The sequence below is a fragment of the Olsenella sp. KH3B4 genome (genome assembly GCA_900111695.1).
In the GTDB taxonomy this organism is placed as follows: domain Bacteria; phylum Actinomycetota; class Coriobacteriia; order Coriobacteriales; family Atopobiaceae; genus Tractidigestivibacter.
In genome coordinates this window covers 147,879-167,118 of sequence record FOHD01000005.1, presented here as the reverse complement: position 1 = coordinate 167,118, position 19,240 = coordinate 147,879, and the positions used below count along the sequence as shown (strand labels likewise).

14 protein-coding genes are annotated in these 19,240 nt (G+C 64.5%); 11 read left to right on the top strand and 3 right to left on the bottom strand.

Annotated elements, in window-relative coordinates:
• The first annotated feature begins 41 nt into the window (after positions 1-41).
• Both BMX94_RS06335 and BMX94_RS06330 read left to right on the top strand, forming a co-directional pair.
• Positions 42-2,582 carry a DNA topoisomerase I gene (locus tag BMX94_RS06335; protein ID WP_091004891.1) on the top strand — a complete coding sequence of 847 codons (2,541 nt, stop codon included), beginning with the start codon at positions 42-44 and terminating at the stop codon, positions 2,580-2,582.
• Between the two features lie 594 nt (positions 2,583-3,176).
• The gene (locus BMX94_RS06330) at positions 3,177-4,502 is read left to right on the top strand and encodes an MFS transporter (protein WP_091004889.1); all 1,326 of its coding nucleotides are present in this window, start codon (positions 3,177-3,179) and stop codon (positions 4,500-4,502) included.
• A gap of 340 nt (positions 4,503-4,842) precedes the next feature.
• Here BMX94_RS06330 and BMX94_RS06325 read toward each other — a convergent pair whose 3' ends face one another.
• Positions 4,843-5,220 (bottom strand): type II toxin-antitoxin system PemK/MazF family toxin, encoded by a 378-nt coding sequence (locus tag BMX94_RS06325; protein ID WP_177171353.1) that lies wholly within the window; start codon positions 5,218-5,220, stop codon positions 4,843-4,845.
• A complete protein-coding gene (locus BMX94_RS06320; RefSeq protein ID WP_091004886.1) occupies positions 5,201-5,485 on the bottom strand; it encodes a type II toxin-antitoxin system RelB/DinJ family antitoxin in 285 nt (94 codons plus the stop codon). Before BMX94_RS06320 ends, BMX94_RS06325 begins: the two co-directional genes overlap by 20 nt.
• 494 nt (positions 5,486-5,979) lie before the next feature.
• On the opposite strand from BMX94_RS06320, the gene BMX94_RS06315 reads away from it, so the two are divergent.
• From BMX94_RS06315 to BMX94_RS10520, 5 genes are all read left to right on the top strand, one after another.
• Entirely contained in the window at positions 5,980-6,267 is a 288-nt protein-coding gene (locus BMX94_RS06315) for a FeoA family protein (RefSeq protein WP_286160045.1), read from the top strand.
• Between the two features lie 138 nt (positions 6,268-6,405).
• Positions 6,406-6,660 carry a FeoA family protein gene (locus tag BMX94_RS06310; RefSeq protein ID WP_091004884.1) on the top strand — a complete coding sequence of 85 codons (255 nt, stop codon included), beginning with the start codon at positions 6,406-6,408 and terminating at the stop codon, positions 6,658-6,660.
• A gap of 186 nt (positions 6,661-6,846) precedes the next feature.
• Positions 6,847-9,510, top strand: a complete 2,664-nt coding sequence (feoB, locus tag BMX94_RS06305) for a ferrous iron transporter B (RefSeq protein WP_091004883.1) — start codon at positions 6,847-6,849, stop codon at positions 9,508-9,510.
• A 199-nt stretch (positions 9,511-9,709) separates the two neighbouring features.
• Positions 9,710-10,663: a helix-turn-helix domain-containing protein gene (locus BMX94_RS06300; RefSeq protein WP_091004881.1), complete on the top strand. Its 954-nt coding sequence runs from the start codon at positions 9,710-9,712 to the stop codon at positions 10,661-10,663.
• Positions 10,664-10,842: 179 nt separating this feature from the next.
• Positions 10,843-11,151, top strand: coding sequence for a hypothetical protein (locus tag BMX94_RS10520; protein WP_143052280.1), 309 nt, complete (start codon positions 10,843-10,845; stop codon positions 11,149-11,151).
• Here the strand turns inward: BMX94_RS10520 and BMX94_RS06295 are convergent.
• Entirely contained in the window at positions 11,075-11,497 is a 423-nt protein-coding gene (locus BMX94_RS06295; protein WP_091004879.1) for a Fur family transcriptional regulator, read from the bottom strand. The two genes, BMX94_RS10520 and BMX94_RS06295, sit on opposite strands and share 77 nt — an antisense overlap.
• Before the next feature lie 808 nt (positions 11,498-12,305).
• Between BMX94_RS06295 and ahpC the strand changes: the two genes are divergently transcribed.
• The 4 genes from ahpC to BMX94_RS06275 all read left to right on the top strand — a co-directional run bounded on the left by ahpC (position 12,306) and on the right by BMX94_RS06275 (position 19,177).
• Entirely contained in the window at positions 12,306-12,869 is a 564-nt protein-coding gene (ahpC, locus tag BMX94_RS06290; protein WP_091004877.1) for an alkyl hydroperoxide reductase subunit C, read from the top strand.
• A gap of 102 nt (positions 12,870-12,971) precedes the next feature.
• On the top strand, positions 12,972-14,660 hold the full coding sequence (locus BMX94_RS06285) for an FAD-dependent oxidoreductase (protein ID WP_091004875.1): 1,689 nt from the start codon (positions 12,972-12,974) through the stop codon (positions 14,658-14,660).
• Between the two features lie 283 nt (positions 14,661-14,943).
• Positions 14,944-17,517: a DUF7601 domain-containing protein gene (locus BMX94_RS06280; RefSeq protein ID WP_091004874.1), complete on the top strand. Its 2,574-nt coding sequence runs from the start codon at positions 14,944-14,946 to the stop codon at positions 17,515-17,517.
• Positions 17,510-19,177 (top strand): isopeptide-forming domain-containing fimbrial protein, encoded by a 1,668-nt coding sequence (locus BMX94_RS06275; protein WP_177171352.1) that lies wholly within the window; start codon positions 17,510-17,512, stop codon positions 19,175-19,177. Before BMX94_RS06280 ends, BMX94_RS06275 begins: the two co-directional genes overlap by 8 nt.
• Positions 19,178-19,240 lie beyond the last annotated feature (63 nt).

The following is a 19,240-nucleotide window of genomic DNA, read 5'->3' as shown; positions in this document are numbered from 1 at the left end:
AGGGGAACTCTGCCGTCACGAAGCAAGCGAGGTAATGTTCTTTGATCCTTGTCGTCACCGAGAAGAACGATGCCGCCCAGCAGATTGCCAGGCTCCTCTCCGAATCTGGCAAGCCCAAGGCGGACAAGGTCTACAACACGCCCATTTACCGCTTTAGGAAGGGCGGGGAAGACTGGGTGACCATAGGCCTGCGCGGTCACATCATGCAGCCGGACTTTCCTCCCGAGCTCAAGTTTGATCCTCAGGAGGGCTGGTACGGCCTCACGGCCGAGGGAGAGCACCTGCCGGCCGACGTTCCCGACGGCCTGGCACGCCCGCCCTTCTCGACCAAGCGCAAGCCCTTCCTGGCCGACGGCGTGGACATCAAGGGTTGGAAGATCCCGAGCCTGCCGTACCTGGTGTGGGCTCCCATCGAGAAGCTTCCCGCCGAGAAGGAGATTATCCGCTCGCTCAAGAACCTCGCCAAGAAGGCCGACTCCGTGATCATTGGCACGGACTTCGACCGCGAGGGCGAGCTCATTGGCTCGGATGCGCTCAAGCAGATTCTCTCGGTTGCTCCCAACGTGAAGGTCTCCCGCGCTCGCTATTCGGCCTTCACCAAGGCCGAGATCGACCACGCCTTCGACAACCTGGTTGCGCTTGACCAGGACCTTGCCGATGCCGGCGAGAGCCGCCAGCACATCGACCTCATCTGGGGCGCGGTGCTCACGCGCTACCTCACCTGCGTTCGCTTTGGCGGCCTGGGCAACACCCGCTCGGCCGGCCGTGTCCAGACGCCCACGCTCGCCCTGGTGGTGGAGCGCGAGCGCGAGCGCATGGCCTTCGTGCCCGAGGACTACTGGGTTCTCACGGGCGAGGCCACGCACGAGGACTCCGACCCGTTCCGCATCACGCATGCCACCGCGCGCTTCACCGACCATGATGCTGCCGAGAAGGCCTATGGCCACGTGCGCGATGCGAAGACCGCCACCGTGCGCGCAGTCACGCGCAAGACTCGTCGCGTGAACCCGCCGGTGCCCTTCAACACCACGTCGATGCAGGCGGCCGCAGCGGCCGAGGGCATCTCGCCCGCGCGCGCCATGCGCTTGGCCGAGTCGCTCTACATGGACGGCCTCATCTCCTATCCGCGCGTGGACAACACCGTCTATCCCTCCTCGCTTGACCTGCGCGAGTGCGTGCGCACGCTCTCCTCGGTGCCGCAGTTTGCACCCACGTGCAAGGCGCTTCTCGGCCAGGACGCGCTCCATGCCACGCGCGGCAAGCAGGAAACCACCGACCACCCGCCCATCTACCCCACGGGCGCTGCCAACCCGGACAACCTGCAGCCTGCCGAGTGGAAGCTCTACAACCTCATCGCGCGTCGCTTCCTGGCCACGCTCATGGGGCCGGCAACCATTGCTGGCACCAAGGTCGAGCTGGACGTTGCTGGCGAGCCTTTCGTTGCCACGGGCAACGTCCTGGCCGTACCGGGATTTCGAGCCATCTACCCCTACGGCCTCAAGAAGGACGACCAGCTGCCCGAGCTCAACGAGGGCGACGTGTGCGGCGTTGCGTCCATGTCACTTGACGCCAAGCAGACCGAGCCGCCTGCGCGCTACAGCCAGGGAAAGCTCATCCAGGAGATGGAGAAGCGCGGGCTGGGTACCAAGTCCACGCGCGCCTCGATCATCCAGCGCCTGTACGACGTGAAGTACCTCAAGAACGACCCAGCCGAGCCCAGCAAGCTCGGCATGGCCATCATCGACGCGCTTACCAACTACGCGCCGCGCATCACCACGCCTGAGATGACCGCCGAGCTCGAGGGTGACATGACCAAGGTTGCCGAGGGTACCGACACACAGACGCAGGTTGTCGACCACTCGCGCGCGCTTCTCGCAGGTATGATGGACGGCCTTATCGACCACAAGGACGACCTCTCCGAGGCCATCGCCGACGCCGTGACTGCCGACGCCAAGATTGGCGTGTGCCCCAAGTGCGGCCGCGACCTGGTTGTGAAGACCTCGGCCAAGACGCGCGGGAGCTTTGCCGGCTGCATGGGCTGGCCCGACTGCGACGTGACATATCCGCTGCCCAAGGGTCGCATCGAGCCCATCGAGGGCGAGGCGGGCGTCTGCCCGGAGTGCGGCGCGCCGCGCGTGAAGGTGCACCCGTTCCGCAACCGTCCGTACGAGACGTGCATCAACCCTGCGTGCCCAACCAACCGCGAGCCAGACATTGTGGTGGGGGAGTGCGCCGCCTGCAAGGCGGCCGGCCGTCACGGTGATCTGGTGGCGCACAAGTCCGAGAAGAGCGGCAAGCGCTTTATCCGCTGCACCAACTACGACGAGTGCGGGACGAGCTATCCGCTGCCACAGCGAGGCGAGCTGCATGCCACGGGCGAGACCTGCCCGGAGTGCGGTGCGCCCATCGTCGAGGTGGTGACGCAGCGCGGCCCGTGGCGCATCTGCGTGAACATGGACTGCCCGAGCAGGGAGAAGAAGGCCGCTTCCGGCGCGCGCGGTGCGCGTGGGGCACGGAAGGGTGGCGCTGCCGGTCGCAGCGGTGCGACGGGGCGCAGTTCTTCTCGGCGCAAGAAGGCGTAGCCCGCGGCGGCGGGGCTGCTGGCGGTGGGCCGCGATCGCGCCGGAGGGGCGACCGGGCTCCAGGATTGGCTCCGTCTGCGGTTACGGTGACCTGCGAAGACGTCAGCGATCGTCTCGGCTATCGTTGGCCGACACAAACCAACCATTCGCCGAAATGTTACCTGTGTATTACAGCATATAGGATAGTAGCGCTACGTAAACTCCTAGGGCGCATAGTCTCAGGCACGCCATGCAAACGCGGGCGCAACGAAAAGGGAGACCAAGATGTTCCAAGCCACCATGCACGAGCACATCGAGATTACGAGCATTAGCTAGGTGCGGATGGCTACATACGGCCGTCCGCACCTGCGGGCGGCCGCGGACCTTTGGGCCCGGGGCTGTTGGGGAGAGAGACAGCGCCGGGCCTTCTTTTATGCGCCGTCATCCCACAGACCTTCGGATAGCAGGGACATCGCAGACGAGAGGAGATGGCAGGCACGCACATTTGCAGCGATGTTGTGAGAACGATTCCATTCCACAGGAAGAGACGGGTCCACACAAGGTAGGACGAGAGGTTCTCGCCAGCCAAGGACCCAGACCACAAGGAGATTTGCAATGTCATCTCAGCCTGCAGCACTAACTGCCTCGGCAGTTGCCGAGACCCCAAAGAGGGACTCCGTCCTCGAGGTGATGGCTGCCTCGATGGTGGGCACCGCAATCGAGTTCTACGATAACTACTGCTATTCGATCGCCGCCGCGAGCTACTTTGGCCTCGTCTTCTTCACCGACGTCGCGAAGCAGAACCCCTTCCTCGCCACGCTATTCTCGTTTGTTACCTTTGCCGTGTCGTTTCTTGCCCGTCCGTTTGGCTCGCTGCTCTTCGGTCACTTTGGCGACAAGCTAGGGCGCAAGAAGACGCTGGTAGTTGCCCTCATGATGATGGGCATCTCCACCTTCGTGGTGGGCGTGCTCCCTGGCTACGACGTGCTTGGGCCACTGGCGGTCGTGCTGCTGTGCGTGTGCCGTGCGTGCCAGGGCCTGGGTCTCGCGGGCGAGTGGTCGGGCGCCGCGCTTGTCGCCACGGAGAACGCGCCTGCAAATAAGCGCGCGCTGTGGGGCTCCTTCCCCAACCTGGGTGCACCTCTTGGCTTCTTCTTCGCCTACGGCGTCAACCTTCTGCTCGAGAGCAACTTCTCCCAGGACACCATGGTTGCCTGGGGCTGGCGCATCCCGTTCCTGCTCTCCGCGGTCCTCGTGGTGGTTGGCCTTGTCGTTCGCGAGCGCATGAGCGAGACCCCCGTCTTCCAGAAGGCCGTCAAGGAGGACCGCGTGGTCAAGAGCCCGCTCCACGAGCTCACCAAGTACTGGAAGCAGGTTGTTCTCGGCACCTGTGCCATGGGCATCACGTACACCCTGTTCTATCTGCTGGGCACCTGGTCCCTCTCGTACGGCGTGAAGACCCTGGGCTTCTCGCAGACCTCGTACCTCAAGCTTGAGCTCGCCGCGGTTGCGTTCTTTGCCGTGTTCATCGTCGTTGGCTGCGTCGAGGCCGACAAGCTTGGCCGTCGCCCGGTCCTCATCTTCACCACGCTCCTTACGGTTGTCTTTAGCCTCTTTGCGCCGCAGCTTCTCGCGACGCAGAACGCGGTGAACGTGTATCTGTTCCTGGCTGTTGGCTTCTGCCTGATGGGCGGTCTGTTTGGGCCGTGCGGCGCCTACCTGCCCGAGCTCTTCCCGGCAAACGTGCGCTATTCCGGCTCCGGCCTGGCGTACAACCTCTCGTCGATACTCGGCGGCGCGTTTGCCCCCACCATCGCTACGGCGCTCGTGCTTGCCTTTGGGATCCAGGGCGTGGGTTGGTACCTCCTCGCAATGTCCGTGGTTGCCTTCGTGGCGCTGCTGCTCATCAAGGAGAGCAAGGACATGCAGTTCGAGAAGTAGTGCTGGCACGCTCTTCTTGCGATTGCGACGACCCGTCGTTGGGCACTCGGCCCGGCGACGGGTCGTTTTTTCGAGAGGCGGAGCAGAGAAATGCCGTGGGCGAGAAGGACGGTGGTCCCACTCGGCAACGCCGGGGGCGAGAAGGACGACCGTCCTTCTCGTCATGTCGTGCGATTTCGCCGGTTAGGGAATTTCCGAACGTTTAGAGGCCTCTAAACGTTCGGAATCCGCGGCATCACAGGAGATGCCGCGGAATCTCGCCGGTTAGAGCCACCTAACCGTCCAAAATACGCGGCATGTCGCAGCACGCGCGCTCGCGGGGAGGGCGGCCGAGAAGCGCCTAGCGCCCATGCCCATCGGCCGCGTTGAGCGCTGCTTGCAGCGCGGCACGGTCCCGCTCAGTCAGCGTCCCCAGGGGAGTATCGCGCAACACGTCGGCACGCGAGACTTGGAAGAGCGGCACTATCTGGGCGCGCGATGGGCGCAACAGACCCTCGGCCTGCCAATCGGTGAGCTCGCAGTACAAGAAGCGCTTTTGGGGAGCGGCAGTTGTGACCTTCGCTGCCACGATTGCAGAGACGCGCTCGTCGATAATGACGATTGGGCGCACTTTGCCTACGTCTGGGTGGTCGGCAAAACGCACATATGCGAGCCAGATCTCCCACGGGCGCGGGTCAAGCCCGCTCTTCCTTGCGGCGCTATCCGATAAGCCTGTCATAGAGACCGTCCTCCTCGTCGTCCATGTCATGGGGCAGGACGCTGGAGCCGTAGGCCGGGTCGACTGGCAATACCGTGGAGGCCTTGTAGACGGGCTTGGTCTCGGGACGCATGTCAAAGGGAAGTCCGCCTACCTCAATTGACTTGATGAGGAATGTGTTCACGGCGTCCGAGAGGCTCATTCCCCAGCGGGCATAGACCTCTGATGCTTTCGACTTGATCTGGGGGTCAACGTACGACTTAACTTCTGCCGTCCTTGAAGCCATGGGGTCCTCCTAAGCAAGACCTAACTAGGGATAATTTATACCCTGTTTGGCAGGAATCTACACCGACTGACTGCCGCGGGCGAGAGGGGCGGCCGCCCTTCTCGTCATGCCGCGCAATCTCGCCGGTTAGGGCCATCTAACCGTCTGAAATGCGTGGTATGTCGCAGCACGTGCGCTCGCAGGGAGGCCGCCGCCAAGCGCCGACATCCCACCAACATCAGCGGAATGTGCGTCTCATCCCACACATTCCCGTCCGAATGGGCTAGCCAGGAACGCCGCACACCCAATCTACCAGCGCGTTCGTCGCGTCAGTTAAGAAAGGCTGACTTTTCGGGCAACCGCCGGCAAGTTAGCCATATACTACTTCTGAGTTAGCTATGCATAACTCGTGCAGTCATCGGTGCAATCGGCTCGGGGAGCGTTGCTCTCGTCCGCCGAGGCATGCCGCGGAGAAGCGAGAAGGGAGTCGCGATGTCGACCATGGAGGTGATGCCGTGCTAACAGGCAGCAACCCCGCCAGCCGGGCGGGAGCGCGCGTGGAGGCGACGACCACCGGGAAGGGCGCCCAGCTTCCCCTGGCAATGGTGAGCGAGGGCGAGACGATCCGTGTCCTCAAGGTGCGCGGCGGCGCCACGCTGCGCCAGCACCTCTCCGAGATGGGCTTTGTCGAAGGCGCCGAGGTCAAGGTTGTCTCGCGCGTCAACGGCGACGTGGTGGTGAGCGTCAAGGGCTCAACCTTTGGTATTGGCCGCGACATGGCCATGCGCATCGTCACGTACTAGCGCCGGTGCCGCAGACCGCGCCCGGGCTTCCGCCGGCATACAGCGGCCCGGGCTCCGGCCGCCGCCAGACTCACAATCGTCTATCAGTCGCCGCAGGCGTCGCGCACGCGTCGTCCACGGCATGAAGAAAGGGAAAGCATGGCAAGTCTCAAGGACGTGCGCGTGGGGGAGACCTGCACGGTCTCGAAGCTCAGTGGCGCGGGCGCCATCAAGCGTCGGATCATGGACATGGGCATCACCAAGGGCACGTACATCTACGTGCGCAAGGTTGCGCCCCTCGGCGATCCCATCGAGGTCACCGTGCGCGGCTACGAGCTCTCGCTTCGCAAGGACGAGGCGTCCTGCGTCGAGGTCGTGGACGTGGCGAAGGCAGCTGCCCAGGGCGTTGCGTAGGCGCCGGCTGCATTGGGAGTATGGGGGGCGTAGGCCCCCATGTTTTGGCCCTGTAAGTTAGCCAAAACTAACAATTAGCACCTCGCGGGTAGCAGTTAGCCATAAGAAACTCGCCGAAAAGCACCACGAACAACGGAGAGCGGCTCACCCAACAGCCCGCACACACTCAACCAGGAAAGGCAAGGCATGGTAGAGAAGATCGACATAGCCCTGGCTGGCAACCCCAACTGCGGCAAGACCACGCTGTTCAACGAGCTCACCGGCTCGAACGGCTACGTGGGCAACTGGCCGGGCGTCACGGTGGAGAAGAAGGAGGCTGTCTGGAAGAAGGACGCCGACGTCCTCTTTACCGACCTCCCCGGCATCTACTCGCTCTCCCCCTACTCCCCGGAGGAGGTCGTCTCGCGCGACTTCATCATCTCCGGCCGCCCGAGCGCCATCATCGACCTCGTGGACGTCACCAACATCGAGCGCAACCTCTACCTCACCACGCAGATCCTCGAGACCGGCCGCCCCGTGGTAGTTGGCCTCAACATGTGCGACCTGCTTGAGCAGCGCGGCGAGAAGATTGACTCCAAGCGTCTCTCCAAGATGCTCGGCGTGCCCGTGGTGGAGGTCTCGGCGCTTCGCTCCAAGAACCTCGACGAGCTGGTTGGCACCGCCGTCGACTCGGGACGCGCCAACAAGGTGGCCCAGGGCGTGAAGTGCTTCTCGCCTGATGTCGAGAAGGCCCTGGACACAATTGCCAACACCATCGCCGACTCCTGCTCGCCCGACCTTCTCCGCTGGTACTCCATCAAGGTCTTCGAGCGCGACTCCGCCGCCATCGAGCCCCTCAATCTCTCCAAGCAGCAGCTCGCAGACATGGAGAAGCTCATCGAGGCCATCGAGAATGACCGTGACGACGGCTCCGAGTCCATCATCACCTCCGAGCGCTACGAGTGGATCGCCACGGTCATGGACGCGTGCGTGGTCAAGGCGCCGGGCAAGCTCACCGTCTCCGAGAAGATCGACTGCGTGGTTACCAACCGCGTGCTCGGCCTGCCCATCTTCATCGCCATCATGATCGGCGTGTACTGGGTGGCCCTCGTTGCCGTGGGTACGCCTGCGACCGACTGGGTGAATGACAACCTCTTTTCTGACGGCTTCTTTGTGAGCGGCAGCGGCCAGGAGGCCTTCGACGAGGCTGACGAGGCCTGGCAGGACGCCCACTACACCGACCAGATTTCCGGCTTCATCGCCGCGGCCGACGAGGCCGGCGTCGACACCGACGGCGTCCAGGACGCCATCGACGCCGATCCGCAGACCGCAGACGACGAGGCGACCATCGCCGACTTCGAGGATGCCGCCAAGGAGGCGGGCGTCGTTGCGACCGACGTCCCCGTGACCGACTCCGACGGCAACTACCTCGACACCGACGGCAACGTCATCACCACGCTCGACGCGGACGGCAACCCCGTCCTCGAGGCGGGCCAGGAGCTCGACGTGCTTCCCACGGTCACCGAGGCGGACTTCGAGACCGCGCTCGACAACCCCGAGCCCGACCAGCACGACTACGACGGCTTTGTCGACTCCATCCCCAACGCCGTGACTGGCTGGCTCACCGACGCCGGTGCCTCCGACGTGGTGATCTCGCTCGTGGTTGACGGCATCATCGGCGGCGTTGGCGCGGTACTCGGCTTCATCCCGCAGATTTTCGTCCTCTTCGTCATGCTCTGCTTCCTCGAGGACTGCGGCTACATGAGCCGCGTGGCCTTCGTCATGGACCGCGTCTTCCGCCGCTTTGGCCTCTCCGGCAAGTCCTTCATCCCCATGATCGTGTCCTCCGGCTGCGGCGTTCCGGGCGTGCTCGCCACCAAGACCATCGAGAACGAGCGCGACCGTCGCATGACCGCCATGCTCACCACCATGATTCCCTGCTCCGCCAAGCTCCCCATCATCGCGCTGGTCATGGGTGTTCTCGCCGGCGGCTCCGACATGTGGTGGGTCGCCCCGATGTTCTACCTCATGGGCATCGTTGCCATCATCGTCTCGGCTGTCATGCTTAAGAAGACCAAGCGCTTCGCCGGCGAGCCCATCCCGTTTGTGATGGAGCTGCCCGACTACCACCTGCCGTCCATCAAGAGCTGGGCACTGCACGTGTGGGAGCGCGTCTCTGCCTACGTCAAGAAGGCAGGCACGATCATCTTCGCGGCTGCCGTGGGCATCTGGGTGCTCTCCAACTTTGGCCTGGCCGGCTGGGAGGGCGGCGACGGCTCCTTCGGCTTCCTGCAGGCCATGGACGGCGCGCCTGACACCTACATGGACTACTCAATCCTCGCCGGTGTCGGTGGTGCCCTGAGCTTCATCTTCGCCCCGCTCGGCTTTGGCACCTGGCAGGCAACCGCGTCCACCATCTCGGCGCTTATCGCCAAGGAGAACCTGGTCTCCACCTTTGGCGTCCTGTACGGGCTTGGCGACGCCACCGAGAACTCCGTCTCCATGTGGCAGGGCTTCGCCAACATGTTCACCATCGCCGGCACGCTCCACGTTGGTGCCATGTGCGCGTTTGTTGCCTTCAACATGCTCTGCGCGCCGTGCTTTGCCGCCATGGGCACCATCCGCAGGCAGATGGACGACCCCAAGTGGTTCTGGTTCGCCATTGGCTACGAGTGCGGCTTTGGCTGGGTCGTGGGTCTTCTCATCAACCAGTTCTACGAGCTCTTCGTCTTTGGGAGCTTTGGGTTCTGGACCGTGGTTGCCTTTGCCCTGCTCGCGCCCATGCTGTTCCAGCTCTTCCGCCCCATGCCCAAGTGGGACGAGAAGGACGAGCACATCCTCGACAACCTGGCCGAGGAGCCCGTCGCCTAGGTGACGTTCCGGACGGCCCTCGACCCGCCGCATGGCAGGGGAGAGGGCCGTCTCTCTTTTCTCGGCCTTCCGGCCGACCGACGCTCGTGCAAGAAGGTAGGTAGGCGATGGACGTGGACATGCTGGTTGCGGTTGCCTTTTCGGTGGCCGTGGCGGGGACGTGCGTCGAGGTGCGTCGCGCGTGCGAGGGGGCGCTGCGATGAGCTCGCAGCAGGTACGACTCGCCGCCTCGCCCGGTGGTCCTGGGTCGCTGCACCGTCTTGACGTGGCGCGAGGCATGGCCATCGCCTGGGGGTCGCCTGCGCTCGATCAGGCGAGCGGGACACTGCATACCGCGCCTGGATACCTGCGCGTGATTCACGTGCGTCGTGGTCGTTGCGTGGTGGCGCTGCCGGATGGCAGCCGGGCGGAGGCGGCCGAGGGGGATGTGGTGCTTCTCGGCCCAGGCGTGAGCACGGTGGGCGTGGAGCTCTGCTGGGGCGCCGTTGCCGGGCTAGAGCTTCTGATTGACGGCCGCAAGCTCCCCGCGGACATCCGACGCGTCTTCGCGAGCTTCGAGGTCAACCTCGAGGCCGTTGCGCGCATGGTGCCGCCCGGGCGCCCCGTGATGGTCATGCAGGCCAACCCTGAGCTCTCGCACGTCTTTGCCGAGACGTACCCCCTGGTAGAGGAGGGCAACATTGGCTACCTGCGCCTGAAGGCCATCGAGCTTCTCCGCTGCCTCACCACGTTTGCCGGCGCCTCGCCACACGGGCGCGGGAGCCACAAGGGAAGCTCCGCGCGCGTGCGCCATGTGCGCCTTGCCTTGCGCGCCCAGCAGGAGATGACCCACGATGTCTCGCAGCCAAAGACCATCCCAACACTGGCCGCCATCTGCGGCACCTCGCCCACGGTCTTGAAGGAGGCCTTTCGCGAGACCTTTGGCGTGCCCATCTACACCTGGTACCGCGAGTACCGCGTGAGGCTGGCCGCCGACGCTCTGCTCGAGAGCGGCCGCCCCATTGCCGAGGTTGCCGCCTCGGTGGGGTATTCCAATCCGTCCAAGTTCACCAAGGCCTTCACGGACACCATGGGCACCACGCCGCGCGAGTGGCGCGCCGCGGGCGGGGCTGCGCGCGGGACGACCACCAGGCGCGCGGAGGGCCAGGGGTAGGACCGCGCGGGTGTCGATGCCGTGTGGGACCTCGTCCGTTTGGGACGGTCGGACCTTTTGGGGTTGCCGCTGGTCACCCACCGTGCGAGCGTATCAACAACGTAACCAACGAAAGGGGTTCGATATGAGCGCTCAGCACTTTTGGCTCTTTGCAGGTGGCGCGGCGGCGGCAGGCGCTCATGTCCGTGGATGGTGTGCACGTGGCCGAGGTGCACCCGGTGAACGGCTCCGTGCTTGTCGCCTTTGTGCCCGCCTCGCGTGACGTGGTCCTTCTCGCCGTGCGCTCGCTCGACGTGCTGGCGCTTCCCACGGCAGAGCCCGGCCTGGGCGAGGCCTCGGGTGCGGCGAGCTTACCGTCGAGATTCTCGGCGTCGACGGCGCACAACCTCTCAACCTTCGCGATAGCGGCGGCTAACGCGCGTCCGCTGCTGCCGGCGCGGACTTCTCGCGACGTATGCGCTCCTGGCACGCAGGGCACACGCCCGTGAGGATTGTGCTGGTAGACACGCTGGCGTAGCCGGTCGAGCACTCAATCTGGCGGCAGAAGTCGTCCTGCTTGGGCATGGGCACGTCGATAACGGTGCCGCATTCCGAGCACACGAGGTGCGCGTGGTGGTCCATGCGCCGGTCAAAGCGTTCGCCGCCCGGTGTCTTCACCGAGAGGATTTCGCCGGTGTCGGCTAAAAGGTGCAGGTTGCGGTAGACGGTTCCACGGCTGATGTGGTCGTCCTGCTCGCGGACGCGAAGGTAGATCTCGTCGGCGGTGGGGTGGTCGCACAGCTCCTGAACTGCCTCGAGCACCAGCTGGCGCTGGCGTGTGTTTCTTCTCTCCATGACGTGCTCCTGCTCTCCGTGCGTAGGTTGGGCTTCTCGCGTCTTTCCGCCCAGGGGGATTTTTGCGTTACGTGGTGATGATACCCAAGTAGTAATAGGACTATATCTTATTTATTGTGCGCTCGTGAGTCGAACAATAGTCACCCTTTTCTCCTCCTCTCCCTCATTATCGGTATCCGTGATTTGGACATTGCATTCGCCCAGTTGGCAGCCAACGCGATTCACAGATACCGATATAGAACGGGGGGGGAGGCCGATTAGAAAGGTTGGGGAACCGGACGCCGCCGGGTTCGGCTCTCTGCGAATCGCGGCACCATTGCACAAAATATGAGGTTGACGGCCCATTTTCGGCGAATTGCCGAGTACGAAGGCACTAACTTTTTGCGGAGCCGCAGGTAGGGAAATGGCACTCCTGAGGTGATACTAAGCGGAACCCCGAATTTGGGCCGTCAATCGCGATTTTTGTGTAGCCCCCTCCTGAACCTCGGCCCCTCGCCCGAGGAGTTGCCTGCTGCTCCGCCCGCGCTACTCCGGCCGCACCGTCCCCCGGTCTCCGTTCTTTTTCGGTATCTGTGGAACGAGACCAACGTTTGCCCAGTTGGGCCGCAGCATTTTGCAGAAATAGCGATATTCTCTGCTGCTAAGTGCTGGCAATGGCGCCGAGGTCGACGTTGCGGCGCAATCGGTGCCGTAACCCCCCAAAAAAGTCGAACTTCCCCCTTGCAATCCTCTTTTTCTTGTCGATAATAAGTCCCAGTACCAATAGTGGTACGGAAAACAACCAGCTAGTACAGAGAAGGAGCATCACATGTCCCTCATCAACAAGGAGATCGGCGATTTTACCGTCCAGGCCTTCCAGAACGGCGAGTTCAAGACCGTCAGCAAGTCCGACGTCCTGGGCAAGTGGGCCCTGTTCTTCTTCTATCCCGCCGACTTCACCTTTGTGTGCCCCACCGAGCTTGAGGAGCTTGCCGAGAACTACGACGCCTTCAAGGCCGAGGGTTGCGAGGTCTACTCCGTGTCCTGCGACACCCACTTTGTCCACAAGGCCTGGCACGACGAGTCCGAGCGCATCTCCAAGGTGACCTACCCCATGCTCGCCGACCCCGCGCACGTCCTCGCCGAGGACTTCGAGGTCCTGATCCCCGCCGACGGCCTTGCCGAGCGTGGCGCCTTCATCGTTGACCCCGACGGCAAGATTCAGGTCTACGAGGTCACCGCGGGCGGCATTGGCCGCAACGCCAAGGAGCTCCTGCGCCTGGTCCAGGCCGCCAAGTTCGTGCGCGAGCACGGCGACCAGGTATGCCCCGCCAAGTGGCAGCCGGGCGCCGAGACCCTCAAGCCCTCGCTTGACCTTGTCGGCCAGCTCTAGGCAGGCGGGGCGAGCAGAGCCCAGACACGTTTCGGAGCCCGCCGCACTGGCTCGGCGGGCTCCCTCTTTGATTCGCCGCGTGCGGCGGGGGAGGTTTAGAAGATGAGCGAGAATACCGTCGAGAGCGGCGCCCCCAGTGGCGCCCAGAACGTATACGACGCGGTGGTGATTGGCGGCGGCCCGGCAGGGCTCACGGCCGCGCTCTACCTCGCCCGCGCGCGCTACCGCGTGCTGGTGGTCGAGCGAGAGCACTTTGGCGGTCAGATCACCATCACCTCCGAGGTCGTTAACTACCCGGGCGTGCTCACCGCGAGCGGCGAGCAGCTCACCGACACCATGCGGCGCCAAGCAGAGGCTTTTGGCGCGGAGATGCTGCTTGCAACGGTCGAGTCGCTCGACCTCGCGGCAGACGTCAAGGTCGTGCACACCTCGCGCGGCAACATCCGCTGCCTCGGCGTCCTTTTCGCCACGGGCGCCTCGCCGAGAAGCGCTGGCTTTGCAGGCGAGAAGGAATTCCGCGGCCACGGCGTGGCGTACTGCGCCACCTGCGACGGCGAGTTCTTCACCGGCCGCGAGGTCTTCGTGGTGGGTGGCGGCTTTGCCGCGGCGGAGGAGGCGGTCTTTCTCACCACGTACGCCTCGCACGTGACCATCCTGGTCTACACCGACGACTTCACCTGCGCTAAGGCCACCGCCGACGCCGCCTATGCCAACGACAAGATCACCGTGAAGACAAACGCCCAGCTCCTGGCCGTGGAGGGTGACTCCGTGGTGCGAGGCGTTCGCTGGCTCGACCGCGCGACGGGCGAGGAGCACGAGTTCTCGTCGCCCGATGGCGGTCCCGTGGGCGTCTTTGTCTTTGTGGGCTACGCGCCGGCAACGTCGCTGGTCAAGGGCGTGGCCGAGCTTGACTCCCAGGGCTACGTGATTACCGACGACCGCCAGATGACGAGCGTGGAGGGGCTCTTTGCCGCCGGCGACGTGTGCCAGAAGCGCCTGCGCCAGGTTGCGACCGCCGTAGGGGAGGGCGCGGCCACGGCCACCGAGATGGAGCGCTATCTCAAGGCCGCGCGCGAGCGCACCGGCATCGTTCCCCAGCAGCCCGCAAGCCGCACGCGCGACGTGGCCGAGAAGCCCGCGACCGCCCCGGCCGCGGCGTCCACCGGCACGCCCGGCTCTCCCATCGACGATGCCATGGCTGCCCAGCTCCAGGCGGTCTTCTCGCGCATGCAAAGCCCTCTGGTGCTCCGCCTGCACCTCGATGGCAGCGACGTCTCGGCAGAGCTTCGCTCATACATGGAGGCACTGGCGGCGCAGACCGAGCTGCTTTCGGTGGACGAGACGGACGCCTCCGCCGACGACCCCGCCGAGCTGCCCTTCGTTGAGGTCGTGCGGGCCGACGGCGCACCTTCTGGCCTCGCCTTCCACGGTGTTCCCGGCGGCCACGAGTTCACGTCCTTTGTGCTGGGGCTCTACAACGCCTCGGGTCCCGGTCAGCCCATCGCCGACGCAGACCGTCAGGGCATCGCTGGCATCGCACGCCCGGTGAGCCTGCGCGTGCTGGTGGGTCTCTCGTGCACCATGTGCCCGGACGTGGTGGTGGCCTGCCAGCGCATGGCGGCGGATAACCCGCTGGTCACAGCCGATGTCTACGACGTCAACCGCTTCCCGGCGCTGCGCGAGCGCTACGACGTGATGAGCGTGCCGTGTCTTGTGGTGGATGACGGCACGGGCGAGCGCGTGAGCTTTGGCAAGAAGGGGCTCTCGGAGATCCTCGCGCTTGTAGGCTAGCCCGGGGGCGTAATTGCGTGGGCGTCCAGCAACCGTGGGACGCCCACTTTTCATGCGTCGGTGAAAAAAACGCGTGCTTTTCTGAACCCTTTAGGACGTCTTTGCTCTATATTGATACGTAACTGTATTGCTACCAAATACGTCACATTGATTCTAAACGGAGCCTAAATGAGACGAACAAAACGAGCCTATGTACCTGCGCTTGTCTTCATGGCAGTCGTGGGGCTCGTGTTGTCGTTGTGCCTGCCGGTTGGGGCGCTTGCCGACAGCACGGCAGCTGCCGATGCTTCGACGGAGGAGTCCCACGGGCTCGTCGTCCGGAGACTCGCAATCGGGTTCCTCGGAGACGTCCGGAGGGGTCGCCGCCGAGGAGGCTGCGTCCACGGGTGACGCCTCTTCGACCGGCTCCACTGGCTCGGACGCCGAGGGCGCGAGCTCTGATAGCGATGGCACGAGCTCCGCGGCTGGAGCTGCGACCCTCAGGGCGATTCTCGCTGCCGCCGATGGCACGGGTACCGCGTCCCCGGGCGACACGGTGCAGATTAAGTACGACGATAAGACCGATATCCACTACGTGCCCGACGCCGACAGCGCCATCGGCCGCATCATCCTCTATTGCATGAACAACCAGTCGCACTGGCCGCATACCACGCCGAGCATCTCCAACGTGCCTTCCTACATCGAAGGCTATCTGACGCCGGAAAAGTTCAAGTCCCAGGCCGACTACGATGCCTGCATGGACAAGCTCCTCGCCATCCTCTACGCGGGCTACCCCTACAACGGCATGAACATGTACACCGTCGTCGACTCGACCACGGGCATCTCCGAGGACGCCTTCAACGCCCTGCTCAACCCGCCAAGCTGGATTAGGGCCGACTTCCCCGACTCCATTGGAAACACGGTGTTCTCCTACAGCGACTATCCGGACAACACCGCAAACCTCTACAAGCTCCAGCAGTTCGTGAACGAAGAGCTGCAATACTTCTTCGGCGGCACGACGACCCCCTCCGGGCACACGTCGGCGGAGATCCGCGCCACGCCCTTCTACCAGGCGGCAACCGCCATGGCCTATGCCCCCAATTCCAGTAATACGCCGCTCGAGATATACGACAAGAGCCATTCGGATGACACTGCGGTTACAGAGGCGGAGGCCTACGAGGCCACCCAGTACGCCATCTGGGCAGTGCTCGGGGATTACGGCATCGAGTACAACTCGCTCACCTCGAAGAGCGGCGAGGTCACGCAGAAGGCGCTCGCCGTCAAGCTGCTCAACTATGCCACCGCCGACCAAGTCCTGCGCGCCGAGCCTGACGAGGCCGACGTTACGGTCTCCGGCGACAGCCAGTTCGTCTACGACCCCGAGTACGGGGTGTGGAAGACGGGCACGCTCTCGGTAAACGAAGGCGCGAACTACCATGGCATGTACACGCTCACGCTCCCCTCGGGCGTGTCGGCCCACAAGCTCGACGGCACCCCGGTCTCGACGGTGTCCGCCGGCACGAGCTTCTACCTTGTCTCGACGACAAAGCCGACGGCGACCGATATGAGCATCAAGGCTTCGGACACGCTCACCTGGCTGCAGGAGTATCGCCAGTACTCGCCCAACCCCGAAACCTACACTGCCTCCGACGGCAAGAACTTCCAGCACATGATCGGCGCGGTCATCAAGCAGAAGCCGGTGGAGGCCACGCTGCGGCTCGCTCCCGCAAACGAGGGCAGCCTCACCGTCTCCAAGTCGGTGGTGGGGGAGACGAACTCCGCAACCGCCTTCACCTTCACGGTCACGCTGGGCGATACGAGCCTCAACGGCACTTACGGTGACATGGCATTCACGAACGGCGTGGCGACCGTCACCCTGAAGGCCGGTCAGAGCGCGACGGCCACGCACCTGCCCGTGGGCACTTCCTACCAGGTTGCCGAAACGTCGAATGCGGATTATGCGTCTACCGCGACGGGCGCCTCGGGCGCGATAGCCAAGGACGAAACCGTTACGGCTGCCTTCACCAACACGCGTCTCTACAAACTCACGCTGAGCAAGACCGTCACCGGTCAGGCGGCCGATTCCTCCCAGCGCTTCACGTTGAAGGTTGCGCTGAAGGATGCGAGCGGTAACCCGCTTTCCGGCACCTACGCCTACACGGGCGGCACGGTGTCCGGCTCGGGGGCCACGGCCCCGGCCGACGGCACGATTTCGTTCGGCGCCGACGGCACGGGTTCCGTTACCCTGACCGGCGGCCAGCAGATCACGATAGCGGGCATCCCGTCCGGCACCACCTACCAGGTGGAGGAGACTGCGAGCACCGCGGCCGACGCGCTGCTCTACGACGCAACCTATAACGGAAGCTCCGAGACGGCGACGGGCGCGCTCTCCGCTGACGCCACGGTCGCCGTGAACAACGCCGTCCAAGAGGGCTCCCTCTCCGTGACCAAGCACGTGGTGGGCGAGGTGGGCTCCACCCGCGAATTCACGTTCACCGTGGAGCTGCACGGCTCGGGTGCCCATCTCTCCGGCACCTATGGCGAGATGACCTTCACTGACGGCAAGGCCACCTTCACGCTCAAGGATGGCGAGACCAAGACCGCTTCCGCCCTGCCGGCCGGCGCCACCTACACGGTGACCGAGCAGTCGGAGGGCGACTACGTCACCACGTCCGAGGATGCCGAGGGCACCATCGCCAAGGGCGAAACGGCGCAGGTGACCTTCACCAACACGCGCGGTGCGGTTACGCTGCCGCTCTCTGGTCAGGCGGGCTTTGGCGTCACCTACGCCATAGGCCTCGGCGCGCTTGCCGCTTCGGCGGTATGGATGCACATCCGTCGCCACGCAGCCGGGAAGGGAGGCGATGGCCGTGACTAAGTCCATCTCGCGCACCATTGCAACCTGCATCGCGGCTGCCCTGGCAGTTGCCGTGTTCGCGCTCTGCTCGCCCGTTCGCGCGCTGGCCCAGCAGACCGGGCGCCTCACCGTCACCGCAACCGACGGCGCGTCCACCGCACTTGACGCCTACCAGCTCTTCTCGGCAGACGTGAGCGATGCCGAGAGCGGCCACAAGAACCTCGCCAACGTCTCGTGGGCAAGCGTCGCCGCCGAGAAGGCCGTCACCTCCGCCATCAAGTCCGTCGACCAGTCCTACAGCGGCACCACCGCACAGGACGCTGCCGATTGGCTGAACGAGAACGTCCAGAGCGACGCGGTCTCCGCGCCAACGGCCTCCTCCGTGCCCGCCGCCATTGCGCGTTCGCTTGCGGGCGACACGCCCACGGCGAGCTTTGCCGCAGGTACGCAGAGCACGCTCCCGGCGGGCTACTGGCTCCTCACCGCCAATGGCGATTCGGTGGGCACGGGCCAGTCCGGAACCGCGGCGATCCTCGTTGCTGTGGGCGGTGCGGACGTGACGGCGACTACCAAGACCTCGGTGCCCACGGTCGAGAAGAGCGTGCTCGAGGACTCGAGCAACAGCTGGCAGAAGCAGGCCGACGCCACCGTGGGGGAAGAGCTCGACTGGCGCCTTGTTGCCACCGTGCCTGCGAATCTCTCGCCCAACTCCGCCTACAAGGCGTACTCAATCACCTTCCATGACGTGCTGTCCGTCGGCCTTGAGCAGCCAAGCGGCGTGCACGTGTACATTGCTCCCGCGGGCGCCTTGGCGTGGGCGCAGGGAACCGAGCCCGGCGGCGGGTGGGTCGAGCTGGACGAGAACGAATACGCAACAAGCTACACCGCGGGCGAGAACGGCTCGACCTTCGATGTCGCCGTTGCCGACCTTATCGCCTCTGCATCCAGCCACAGCGTCTACGCCGACCTGGGCCTTGAGGTCTGCGTGGTCTACGACGCGCCGCTTGCGCAGGACGCGGAGCGCGGCGCGGCGCACGGCAACCCCAACACGGTGACGCTTCGCTATCCAAGCACGCCGTACTCGGAGACGCAGGCCAAGACGCAGGAGGACGAGGCCATCGCCTACACGTGGGACCTCAACCTGGTCAAGCGTGACGCCACGGGCGAGGCTACCCTGGCTGGCGCGGTGCTGCGCGTGACCGATGACCGCGGGCGTCACCTCACGCAGGACGGCACCTGGACCACGGATGACGCCACCGTGACCACTGACGAGAACGGCGCCATTGCGGTGAGCGGCGTCGACTCCGGTACCTTTACGGTTGAGGAGGTCCAGGCACCCGAGGGCTATGAGCCCTTCTCGGGCACGCCTTCCATAACGCTGACGGTGGGGCTCGATCCCCAAATCCTCCGCTCGACCAGTGACGAGCACCTTTCGGCTGAGCTGCCCTTGAGGGCCGACAGCTTTGACAAGGACTCCGGTGAGGCCGATGTCTCGGTGCTCAATGGCGCCACGACCGTTCCCTCGAGCGACAAGCCCGCGCCGCGCAGGCCGGGTGGCTCGTCTCCGTTCACCGGGGACCCAACGTCGTACCTGCCCGCCATCTGCCTTGCGGTGGTCGGTGTGGCTCTGATTGTGTTCGCGATCCGGAGAGGGAGGGGAGACCCAAAGCGTCGGCCCTGATGCTGGAAGCCACTACGGTTTGCATGGGAGACGAACTAGGTTTATATGACCTGGGCGAAGCGC

Bases quoted from the DNA above. Each gene is read 5' to 3' on its own strand.
- BMX94_RS06330 (WP_091004889.1), top strand. From the start codon at position 3,177: ATGTCATCTCAGCCTGCAGCACTAACTGCCTCGGCAGTTGCCGAGACC.
- BMX94_RS06325 (WP_177171353.1), bottom strand. From the start codon at position 5,220: ATGACAGGCTTATCGGATAGCGCCGCAAGGAAGAGCGGGCTTGACCCG.
- BMX94_RS06320 (WP_091004886.1), bottom strand. From the start codon at position 5,485: ATGGCTTCAAGGACGGCAGAAGTTAAGTCGTACGTTGACCCCCAGATC.
- BMX94_RS06310 (WP_091004884.1), top strand. From the start codon at position 6,406: ATGGCAAGTCTCAAGGACGTGCGCGTGGGGGAGACCTGCACGGTCTCG.
- feoB (WP_091004883.1), top strand. From the start codon at position 6,847: ATGGTAGAGAAGATCGACATAGCCCTGGCTGGCAACCCCAACTGCGGC.
- BMX94_RS06300 (WP_091004881.1), top strand. From the start codon at position 9,710: ATGAGCTCGCAGCAGGTACGACTCGCCGCCTCGCCCGGTGGTCCTGGG.
- BMX94_RS10520 (WP_143052280.1), top strand. From the start codon at position 10,843: ATGTCCGTGGATGGTGTGCACGTGGCCGAGGTGCACCCGGTGAACGGC.
- BMX94_RS06295 (WP_091004879.1), bottom strand. From the start codon at position 11,497: ATGGAGAGAAGAAACACACGCCAGCGCCAGCTGGTGCTCGAGGCAGTT.
- ahpC (WP_091004877.1), top strand. From the start codon at position 12,306: ATGTCCCTCATCAACAAGGAGATCGGCGATTTTACCGTCCAGGCCTTC.
- BMX94_RS06285 (WP_091004875.1), top strand. From the start codon at position 12,972: ATGAGCGAGAATACCGTCGAGAGCGGCGCCCCCAGTGGCGCCCAGAAC.
- BMX94_RS06280 (WP_091004874.1), top strand. From the start codon at position 14,944: ATGCTTCGACGGAGGAGTCCCACGGGCTCGTCGTCCGGAGACTCGCAA.